We start from the raw sequence: 9,353 nt of genomic DNA on the forward strand, positions 1-9,353 counted from the left end.
CGGATCGGCGCCAAGACCATGGGGCTGGTTCATCTGCGCCTCGGCCGTGTCGCTGCTGCTGGGTCTGGGCATGGTCCACCTGCTGCATCCCGGCGCCGGCCTGAACCTGGCCGAGGTGACCAGTTCGGCCGCCGCCCCGGCCGCCTCGACCGAGACCTTCACCCTGCAGGGCTTCCTGATCCACCTGGTGCCGTCCTCGATCTTCGACGCCATGGCAAGAACGAGATCCTGCAGATCGTGGTCTTCAGCCTGTTCGTCGGCACGGCCGTCGCGTCGCTGGACAACAAGGCCCCGCACATCCTGGAGATGGCCGAGCAGGGCGCCCAGGTGATGCTCAAGGTCACCGGCTTCGTGATGAAGCTGGCCCCGCTGGCGATCTTCTGCGCCCTGGCCTCGACCATCGCCGACCAGGGCCTGTCGATGCTGGTGGTCTATGGCAAGTTCGTGGTCGGTTTCTACCTCACCATGGGCACGCTATGGCTGCTGCTGTTCATCGCCGCCTTCCTGGTGCTGGGCAGGCGGGCCGTGCCGTTGTTCGGCGCGATCCGCGAGCCGCCCTGCTGGCCTTTTCGACCGCCAGCTCGGAAGCCGCCTATCCGCGCATTCTCGACGTGCTGCCCAAGCTGGGCATCCGCCGCCGCATCGTCTCGTTCGTCCTGCCGCTGGGCTATTCGTTCAACCTCGACGGCTCGATGCTCTACTGCACCTTCGCCACGGTCTTCATCCTGCAGGCTCATGGCGTGCACCTTTCGGTCCAGCAGCAGATCTTCATGCTGCTGCTGCTGATGGTCACCTCCAAGGGCATCGCCGGCGTGCCGCGCGCCTCGCTGGTGGTGATCATGGCCACCCTGACCTATTTCGGCCTGCCGGAAGCCTGGATCGCCCTGGTCCTGGGCGTCGACCACCTGCTCGACATGGGGCGTAGCGCCACCAATGTGGTCGGCAATTCGGTGGCCGCCGCCGTGGTCGCCAAGTGGGAGGGCGAGCTGGATGATCCCGAGCCCGCCCCGGCTCCGGCGACCGCCAAGACCTGATCCTCGACTGGTTGACTCGGCGAAGGAGAGGACCAATCTCTTCCGTCGAGGGACCTTTCGCGCGCCGGCGGTTCGCCGCGCGCCGCCTGTCTGAGGAATGCGCCATGGCCAAGTCTCTGCCCTTGCTCGCCGCCGGCCTGTTGACCGCCGCCGCCATCGCGGCCCCGGCCCTGGCTCTGGATCCCGCCACCAAGGCGCCGATCCGCCGGGACTGTTTCAACCTGTCCGACTGGAACGGCTGGAGCGCGCCCGACAAGAACACCGTCCTGCTGCGGGTGCGCCATCGCGATGTCTACCGCCTCGACCTGGCCTATGGCTCAAACCAGCTGACTTCGCCCAGTTCGCATCTGGTCTCCGTCGCGCGGGGCGCCAATCGGGTCTGCCAGCCCCTCGATCTGGACCTGCGCGTCGCCGACTCCTTTGACCCGCTCGGCGGCGTGCCGATCCGGGCCCGCACCATCACCAAGTTGACCGCCGAGGAAATCGCGGCGCTCCCGAAGAAGCACCGGCCGTAAAACTCAGCCCGCCGCCGCCTGGATCAGCGCCACGACCATGGCGTTGGCCGGGGTGGGGATGTTGTGCTTCGCGCCGAGGCGGACGATCACACCGTTGCGGGCGTCCAGCTCCATCGGCCGGCCCGCCAGGCGGTCGGCGTGCAGCGAATTGACGCCGTCGGGGTCGGCGGCGCGATAGCCGGCGATCACCGCCTCAGGCAGGTCGTCGGGCAGGTCCGCGCCCTCTGCCCGACCCACCGCCACGCATTCAGCCACCAGGGCCCGCATCACCGCCGCCACGCCCTCGTCCCGGGCGACGCCGGCGGGCTTCAGCACCAGGGCGTTGACGGCTCCGGCGCAGTTGAGCGCCAGCTTGGTCCAGGCCTGGGTCTTGAAGTCGGGCGTGGTCGAGACCGCGATGGGCGTGTGGGCGAACAGGGCGACGAAATCGCGGCCGGCGGCGTCGTCCGGAACCCGGATCCAGCCGTCGCGGCGCTGTAGCATGCGCCCGGGCGCGCGACGCTCGGCCGGGATGTCGACCACCGCCGGGACCAGGCGCTCGGCCGGCAGACGGTCGCCGAAGGGCGTCAGGTGCTCGACGCCGTTGCGCAACACCGCCAGCCGGGTCCCCGGCCCGACCAATGCGTCCAGCCAACCCTCGGCCGAGGCGGTGTCATAGGTCTTGGTGGCGATCAGCACCCAATCGACGGGGCGGGCCTGGTCCGGATCGGTCAGCACCGTGGGGCTGGCCTTGATCAGGCCGCCCGGGGTCTCGACCTCCAGTCCCTCGAATCGGGTGCGGGCGCAGACCGTCACCGACAGCGCCGGGTTCTGGGCCAGCCAGGCGGCGACGGTTCCGCCGACCGCCCCCGGTCCGATCACGGCGATGCTGGTCATGGAGGGGCTCCGCTCAAACCAAGGCCCTCTCCCGGTGGAAGAGGGCGATCCCCCGGCTGGGCGGGGTCGTGTGAGGGGTCGCGCGGCCGGATTTGAACCGGCCGCCGACCCCTCATCGCTCAGCCCGCGGCTGGCGGGTCTCCCGCGCGGGGAGACGGCTAGATCATTGCGCCGGCAGGGACGGGTCGGTGCGCTTGGCCATCATCTGATCGAAGCTGGACCACACGCCCTCGCCGCCATGCCACTGGCCCTTGGTCGCGGCCTTGGAATATTCGGTCGAGCGGGCCTCGAAGAAGTTGGCGTGCTCGACGCCGCTGAGCAGGCTTTGCAGCCAGGGCAGCGGGTTTTCCTTGATGCCGTAGACTTCCGGCAGGTGCAGCTGGCGCAGGCGCCAGTCGGCGATGAAGCGGATATATTGCTTGATGTCTTCGGGGGTCATGCCCTGGATCTCGCCGGCCTCGAAGGCCAGGTCGATGAAGTTGTCCTCCATGCCGACCACGGTCTTGCAGCAGTCGACGATGTCGTCGGCCACGGACTTGGTCACGCAACCGGTCTCGGCGTTGAAGGCGTGGTAGAGCTTGACGATGCCTTCGCAGTGCAGGCTCTCGTCGCGGATCGACCACGAGACGATCTGGCCCATGCCCTTCATCTTGTTGAAGCGCGGGAAGTTCATCAGCATCGCGAAGCTGGCGAACAGCTGCAGACCCTCGGTGAAGCCGCCGAACATGGCCAGGGTGCGGGCGATGTCGGCATTGGTCTCGACGCCGAACTTCTGCATGAAGTCGTGCTTGTCGCGCATGGCCTGGTATTCCATGAACGCGCCGAATTCGCTCTCCGGCATGCCGATGGTTTCCAGCAGCAGCGCATAGGCCGCGATATGGATGGTCTCCATATTGGCGAAGGACGACAGCATCATCTTCACTTCGGTCGGTTTGAACACCCGGCCGTAGCGTTCCATGTAGTTGTCGGCGACCTCGATATCGCTCTGGGTGAAGAAGCGGAAAATCTGCGTCAGCAGATTGCGCTCCTTGTCGTTGAGCTTGACGGCCCAGTCCTTGAGGTCCTCGCCCAGCGGCACCTCTTCGGGCATCCAGTGGACCTGCTGCTGCTTCTTCCAGAAGTCATAGGCCCAGGGATAGCGGAAGGGCTTGTAGGCGCCGGAAGGGGTCAGGAGGCCGGGCCGGGTGATGAGCTTGGACGACATGGAAGGCTCCGGACGGACACGAATCGAGCAGAATGATTAAGCGGTCATTCACCCTACCAAAGACGCCGCATTCATCTAGTGGTCGCGGTGTCGCAGACCACAACATGTTGTGAGCGCCTGTGTGGATAAGCCGGGATAAGCCGGTGAACGAGGCCTCGCGCGGCCCGGCGGGGCAAGGGGTGCGGCCCGCGGGGTTCGCCCCGCCGGCAAAGAAAAAGGCCGCGGAGCGAACCCCGCGGCCTCATTCGTCTTCCCTTGGGAGGCGCCTACTGGGCGCCGACCTTGGCCGGGACCTCGGTGGCGGCCGCGGCGGGCGCGGCGGCCGCCTGGCCGGCTTCCGCGGCGGGCGCGCCGGCTTCGGCCGGAGCGGCCTCGGCGGGCTTGGGCGGCGGCACGGCCAGGGTCGACCCCAGGCTGTGCATATAGGCGATCATCGCGACGCGATCTTCCTGCTTCTTGAGGCCGACAAAGCCCATCTTGGTGCCCGAGATGTACTTGCCCGGCGCGGCGAGGAAGGCGTCGACATGTTCATAGTCCCAGACCGGCGTCTTGCCGCCGAACTCGGTCATGGCCGGCGAATAGGCGAAGCCGGCGTGCGCGCCGGGCTTCTTGCCCAGGGTGCCGTAAAGGTTCGGGCCGGTGCCGTTGGGGCCGCCCGGATCGAAGTTGTGGCAAGAGGCGCACTTGGCGGCGACGGCCTTGCCCGCTTCGATATTGGCCGGCAGGAGCAGGACGCTGCCCCAGTCGGGCGCCGCGACAACGGCCGGGCCGCCTTCGCCGGCGGTTTCCTCGACAGCGATCGCGTAGCCCGGCTTCTCGATTTCGTGGTCGGCGAAAACGATGCCGGATGCTTCCCGCAAACCGAAGATGATCAGGCCGGTCAGCAGCACGCCGCCAGCGATCTTATTGAACGTCAGGTCGCTCATTTCAGCCTTGTCAGCCCCTAGGAGGACCGTCCAAAGGCGGGCCTCGACTCCGCGGCGGGGATTCCCCCGGCGCGCTCCATGTTGCGCTCGCGTCTCTTACACGCTACCGCCCGAGGCGCAACTGGGCAGCTTGCCGTTTCGCGAGGAGTCATGAATCCTATCGTCCTGATCCCCGCCCGGATGGCCGCCACGCGCCTTCCCAACAAGCCGCTGGCCGACATCGGCGGCGTGCCGATGATTGTCCGCGTTCTGCGCCAGGCGCAGCTGGCCGGCGTCGGCCCCGTGGCCGTGGCGGCGGGCGATCCCGAGATCGTCGAGGCGGTGCGGGCGGCCGGCGGCCTGGCCGTGCTGACCGACCCCAGCCTGCCCTCCGGCTCTGACCGCATCCTGGCGGCCCTCGAGGTTCTGGACCCCGAGGGCGAGCACGACGTGGTCATCAACCTGCAGGGCGACATGCCCTTCGTCGATCCCGACGTGGTCCGCCGGCTGGTCGCCCTGTTCGCTGACAACCCGGGCCTGCGGATGGCGACGATCGTCGCGCCGGAGGCCTCGCCCGCCGACCGCGCCAATCCCGACGTGGTCAAGGCGGTGATGTCCCTGGCCCGTGACGCCGATTTTGGCCGGGCGCTCTATTTCACCCGCTCCACCCTCTATGGCGAAGGCCCGATCTGGCGGCACATCGGCATCTATGGCTATCGCCGCGACGCGCTGGAACAGTTCGTCGCCGCCGCGCCGCCGACGCCGCTGGAGATCCGGGAAAAGCTCGAACAGCTCCGCGCCCTGGAACTGGGCGTCGAGATCTGGGCCGCGGTCGTCGCCGACGCCCCGATCAGCGTCGACAATCCTTCCGACCTCGAAGCGGCCCGCGACCAGGCCCGAAAGTCAGCATGAGCACCCTCAAGAAGATCGCCTTCCAGGGCGAGCCCGGCGCCAACAGCCATGAGGCCTGCCGCACCTATTTCCCAGACTATGAGGCCGTGCCCTGCCCGACCTTCGAGGAGGCGTTCGAGGCCATCAAGACCGGGGCCTGCCAGCTGGGCATGATCCCGATCGAGAACTCGATCGCCGGCCGGGTCGCCGACGTCCACCACCTGCTGCCCTCGTCGGGCCTGCGGATCATCGGCGAGCGTTTCAAGCCGATCCGCTTCCAGCTGATGCCAACAAGGGCGTGACGCTCGACCAGGTGAAGATCGCCATGTCGATGCCGATCGCGCTCAGCCAGTGCCGCCACAGCCTCAAGAAGCTGGGCCTGGCCCATGAGAGCGCCGGCGACACGGCGGGCGCCGCCAAGGCCCTGGCCCTCAAGCCCGACCCGACCCGCGCCGCCGTCGCCCCGGCCCTGGCCGCCGAGATCTATGGCCTCGACATCCTGGCCCGCGACATCGAGGACGCCCGCAACAACACCACCCGCTTCCTGGTGATGACCGCCGCCGACACCCCGGCCCCGGCCTTCACCACCGCTGCGTGACCAGCTTCATGTTCCGCGTCCGCAACCTGCCGGCCGCGCTCTACAAGGCCATGGGCGGCTTCGCGACCAACGGCGTCAACATGACCAAGCTGGAAAGCTACATGGAGAACGGGGCCTTCACGGCGACCTTCTTCTACGCCGAGGTCGACGGCCGACCCGAGGACCGCAACCTGGCCCTGGCCTTTGATGAGCTGAAGTTCTTCTCCGAGCAGTTCGAGGTGCTGGGGGTCTATCCGGCGGATCCGTTCCGGGATCGGGTTTAGGGGTGGAGGGGGCGTCAGCTCCCGCCGAGCTCCGTCCCTCGCCCCCTCCGTCACGATGCGTATTCGCATCGCGCCACCTCCCCCGCCTTGCGGGGGAGGAATACCCTCCCCCACGTCAAGCTTCGCAATTGGCGCGAACGGCGCCTAAATCCCCGGATCAAGATCCTGGGAGGGACGAAATGGGTACTTTGATCGCGCCGGTTATGGTGCTGGTGGCCTGGTCGCTGGTCATGTGGCTGTGGATGTACATCCGCCGCATGCCGGCCATGAGCAAGGCGGGCATCAAGCCGCAGGACGCGGCGTTTCCGGGCAGCCTGAACGGTCTGCCGGCCGGGGCCCGGCAGGCCGCCGACAACTACAACCACCTGATGGAACAGCCGACCATCTTCTACGCCGCCGCCCTGGCCATCCAGGTCGCCGGTCACGCCACCCCGATGGCCCAGACCCTGGCCTGGACCTATGTCGGCCTGCGGGTCGCCCACAGCCTGGTGCAGATCAGCGTCAATGTGGTGCTGCTGCGCTTCCTGCTGTTCGCCCTGTCGACCATCGCCCTGGGCGCGATGGTGCTGCACGAACTGATGGTTCTGTTCGGGTAGGCGATCCCTCCGGGACGGGGCTATCGCCGACGCTCCGCTATTTCAGTGTCATCCCGGCCGAAGCGTAGCGAAGAGCCGGGACCCAGGGGCCGTGCGCACCGCCCCTGGGTCCCGGATCGGTCTTTCAGACCGTCCGGGATGACAAGGTTTTTTGAGCATTCAATCTATCGGAGCTCGCGCCCTCCCCCGTCAGGGGGAGGATCTCTTCTACTCTTCCGCCCAGGCCTTGATCAGCTGGTGGGCGATGGCCAGGGGCGGGGGGATGAAGACGCCTTCGAGTTCGCCGCGGATCAGGGCGCTGGCCTCGGCCTTGGTGAACCAGCGGACCTCTTCCAGCTCGGTCTGGTCGGGACGGGCCTCGCCGCTGTCGACATCGGCCAGCAGGCCCATCATCAGCGACGAGGGATAGGGCCAGGGCTGGCTGGAATGATAGCGCACGCCGGTGGCGGTCAGGCCGGCCTCTTCCTTCAGCTCGCGGGCGCAGCCTTCCTCGATGGTCTCGCCGGGCTCGATGAAGCCGGCCAGGGCCGAGAACATGCCGGGCGGCCAGGCGGCCTGGCGGCCCAGCAGGCACTTGCCGTCGTGCAGGGCCAGCATGATCGTCACCGGATCGGTGCGCGGGAAGTGCTCGCCCTTGCAGGCCGGGCAGATCCGCTTCCAGCCGCCGTCGGCGACCTCGGAGGGCTGGCCGCAGGCGCTGCACCAGCGGTGCTTGCGCCGCCACTCGAACATCGACTTGGCGGTGGCCAGGATGCCGGCGTCCGGCGGCGGCATGACGGCGGCGACGCCGCGCAGCTCCTCGAAACGCCCCAGGCCCTGCAGCGGCCCCTCGGCCGGGTCGGCCCCGCCCTCCAGGTCGACGGCGAAGACGGCGATGTCCTTCCACAGACCGAGGAACAGCAGCCGCTCCTGGCCGCCGGCCAGTTCCTGGGCCATGTCGGCCCGCAGATAGGCGATCTGCACCGTCGCGGCGGGGACGCCCTCGACGGGCTCCTCCGGCGGCGGCGAGTCCTCGATGAGGACCTTGCCGTTCCACACGGCGATGGCCAGGGACTGCGGGTCCTCCAGCTTTTCAGCGATCCAGGCGACGTCGCCGCGCCGCTCGCTGGCGCGGTCCAGGGGGTTGCCGGCGAAGATGTTGGTGATGATCGATAGGGCCATGGCTCCTCTCTAGACCAGCGGCAAAGAGTCGTCACGACACCGCGCACGCTTGCATACCGTCATCGGAGTCGCGATATAGGCCTTGGAGATCGGTGACGGACGGAGTCCTCGCCAATCTGGTCAGGGCCGAGAGGCAGCAGCCACAACGAGTCAAGCTTTGGGTCGTCCGCCGGTCTCCACCTTTTCCTGACATTTTGTGACTCCGCCCGATCCAATGGGCGCTGGACCAAATCCCCGTCCTTCGACAAGCTCAGGACGAGGATTTGGAATGCCGCCCCTTCAGCCCTCATCCTGAGCTTGTCGAAGGACGAGGGCGGCGCTACCGGACTGTCCATGGCCGATCACGATCTCACGCCCGATTCCGAACCGCCGTGGGATGAGGCTCCCGCCGAGCGGGACGCCAACACCGCCGACATCTTCGGCGCGCCCCCGGTTCCTGCGCCCCCGGCCCCCACCCCGGCGGCCGAGCCTGTCGCCGCGCCCGTGGTGGCCGCGCCGCCGGCCGACGATCCCGGCGCCGCCTATACCGTTCTGGCCCGCAAGTATCGGCCGCGCAATTTCGAGGACCTGATCGGCCAGGAGGCCATGGTCCGCACCCTGGCCAACGCCTTCTCGACCGGCCGCATCGCCCACGCCTTCATGCTGACCGGCGTGCGCGGGGTGGGCAAGACCACCACCGCTCGCCTGCTGGCCCGGGCCCTGAACTACGAGTCCGACACCGTCCACCAGCCCTCGGTCGACCTGACCGTCGACGGCCGCCACTGCAAGGCGATCATCGAGGGCCGGCACATGGACGTGCTGGAGCTGGACGCCGCCAGCCGCACCAAGGTCGACGAGATGCGCGAGCTGCTGGACGGGGTGCGCTACGCCCCGGTCGAGGCGCGCTACAAGGTCTACATCATCGACGAAGTGCACATGCTGTCGACGGCGGCGTTCAACGCCCTGCTCAAGACGCTGGAAGAGCCGCCGCCGCACGCCAAGTTCATCTTCGCGACGACCGAGATCCGCAAGGTGCCGGTGACCATCCTGTCGCGCACCCAGCGCTTCGACCTGCGCCGGGTCGAGCCGGACGTGCTGGTCAAGCATTTCGACCGCATCGGGCCGCCCAGGAAGGCGCGCGGGTCGACGCGGACGGCCTGGCCCTGATCGCCCGCGCCGGCGAGGGTTCGGTGCGCGACGGCCTGTCCCTGCTCGACCAGGCCATCGTCCAGGGCGAGCGCGGCGCGACCGTCTCGGCCGCCGTGGATCCGCGACATGCTGGGCCTGGCCGATCGCGGCCAGACCATCGCCCTGTTCGAGAACGTGATGAG

7 protein-coding genes, 1 other RNA gene and 4 pseudogenes are annotated in these 9,353 nt (G+C 68.2%); 8 read left to right on the forward strand and 4 right to left on the reverse strand.

Translation table 11 applies throughout. The features are described 5' to 3' along the window. Together CSW58_RS02020 and CSW58_RS02025 are read left to right on the forward strand one after the other, a co-directional pair. Positions 1–1,034, forward strand: a pseudogene (locus CSW58_RS02020) (dicarboxylate/amino acid:cation symporter); the annotation flags it as partial. 104 nt (positions 1,035–1,138) lie between these two features. After that, entirely contained in the window at positions 1,139–1,549 is a 411-nt protein-coding gene (locus tag CSW58_RS02025) for a DUF6491 family protein (protein ID WP_099446114.1), read from the forward strand. Between the two features lie 3 nt (positions 1,550–1,552). Here CSW58_RS02025 and CSW58_RS02030 read toward each other — a convergent pair whose 3' ends face one another. The 3 genes from CSW58_RS02030 to CSW58_RS02040 all read right to left on the reverse strand — a co-directional run bounded on the left by CSW58_RS02030 (position 1,553) and on the right by CSW58_RS02040 (position 4,555). Next, entirely contained in the window at positions 1,553–2,425 is an 873-nt protein-coding gene (locus CSW58_RS02030) for a 2-dehydropantoate 2-reductase (protein WP_099446115.1), read from the reverse strand. 163 nt (positions 2,426–2,588) lie between these two features. Then, positions 2,589–3,629 carry a ribonucleotide-diphosphate reductase subunit beta gene (locus CSW58_RS02035; protein WP_099446116.1) on the reverse strand — a complete coding sequence of 347 codons (1,041 nt, stop codon included), beginning with the start codon at positions 3,627–3,629 and terminating at the stop codon, positions 2,589–2,591. A gap of 266 nt (positions 3,630–3,895) precedes the next feature. Then, a complete protein-coding gene (locus CSW58_RS02040; protein WP_099446117.1) occupies positions 3,896–4,555 on the reverse strand; it encodes a cytochrome c family protein in 660 nt (219 codons plus the stop codon). A gap of 150 nt (positions 4,556–4,705) precedes the next feature. Between CSW58_RS02040 and CSW58_RS02045 the strand changes: the two genes are divergently transcribed. The 3 genes and pseudogenes from CSW58_RS02045 (at position 4,706) to CSW58_RS02055 (ending at position 6,882) form a co-directional block, all read left to right on the forward strand. Next, on the forward strand, positions 4,706–5,446 hold the full coding sequence (locus CSW58_RS02045) for a 3-deoxy-manno-octulosonate cytidylyltransferase (RefSeq protein WP_099446118.1): 741 nt from the start codon (positions 4,706–4,708) through the stop codon (positions 5,444–5,446). After that, positions 5,443–6,286: pseudogene (locus CSW58_RS02050) on the forward strand (prephenate dehydratase). The gene CSW58_RS02045 and the pseudogene CSW58_RS02050 overlap by 4 nt, the downstream one beginning before the upstream one ends. Positions 6,287–6,465: 179 nt before the next feature. After that, positions 6,466–6,882, forward strand: a complete 417-nt coding sequence (locus CSW58_RS02055; protein ID WP_099446119.1) for an MAPEG family protein — start codon at positions 6,466–6,468, stop codon at positions 6,880–6,882. A gap of 207 nt (positions 6,883–7,089) precedes the next feature. Here the strand turns inward: CSW58_RS02055 and nudC are convergent, their stop codons facing one another. Next, positions 7,090–8,043: an NAD(+) diphosphatase gene (gene nudC, locus CSW58_RS02060; protein ID WP_099446120.1), complete on the reverse strand. Its 954-nt coding sequence runs from the start codon at positions 8,041–8,043 to the stop codon at positions 7,090–7,092. A gap of 87 nt (positions 8,044–8,130) precedes the next feature. On the opposite strand from nudC, the gene ffs reads away from it, so the two are divergent. The 3 genes and pseudogenes from ffs to dnaX all read left to right on the forward strand — a co-directional run. Next, positions 8,131–8,221: signal recognition particle sRNA small type (gene ffs, locus CSW58_RS02065), an RNA gene on the forward strand. A gap of 31 nt (positions 8,222–8,252) precedes the next feature. Further along, positions 8,253–8,357 (forward strand): annotated as a pseudogene (locus CSW58_RS14650) (hypothetical protein); the annotation flags it as partial. A 19-nt stretch (positions 8,358–8,376) separates the two neighbouring features. Further along, positions 8,377–9,353 (forward strand): annotated as a pseudogene (dnaX, locus tag CSW58_RS02070) (DNA polymerase III subunit gamma/tau); the annotation flags it as partial.

This window comes from Caulobacter sp. B11 (genome assembly GCF_002737765.1).
GTDB lineage: Bacteria > Pseudomonadota > Alphaproteobacteria > Caulobacterales > Caulobacteraceae > Caulobacter.

Coding starts and splice junctions, on each gene's coding strand:
- CSW58_RS02025 (WP_099446114.1), top strand. CDS start 1,139: ATGGCCAAGTCTCTGCCCTTGCTCGCCGCCGGCCTGTTGACCGCCGCC.
- CSW58_RS02030 (WP_099446115.1), bottom strand. CDS start 2,425: ATGACCAGCATCGCCGTGATCGGACCGGGGGCGGTCGGCGGAACCGTC.
- CSW58_RS02035 (WP_099446116.1), bottom strand. CDS start 3,629: ATGTCGTCCAAGCTCATCACCCGGCCCGGCCTCCTGACCCCTTCCGGC.
- CSW58_RS02040 (WP_099446117.1), bottom strand. CDS start 4,555: ATGAGCGACCTGACGTTCAATAAGATCGCTGGCGGCGTGCTGCTGACC.
- CSW58_RS02045 (WP_099446118.1), top strand. CDS start 4,706: ATGAATCCTATCGTCCTGATCCCCGCCCGGATGGCCGCCACGCGCCTT.
- CSW58_RS02055 (WP_099446119.1), top strand. CDS start 6,466: ATGGGTACTTTGATCGCGCCGGTTATGGTGCTGGTGGCCTGGTCGCTG.
- nudC (WP_099446120.1), bottom strand. CDS start 8,043: ATGGCCCTATCGATCATCACCAACATCTTCGCCGGCAACCCCCTGGAC.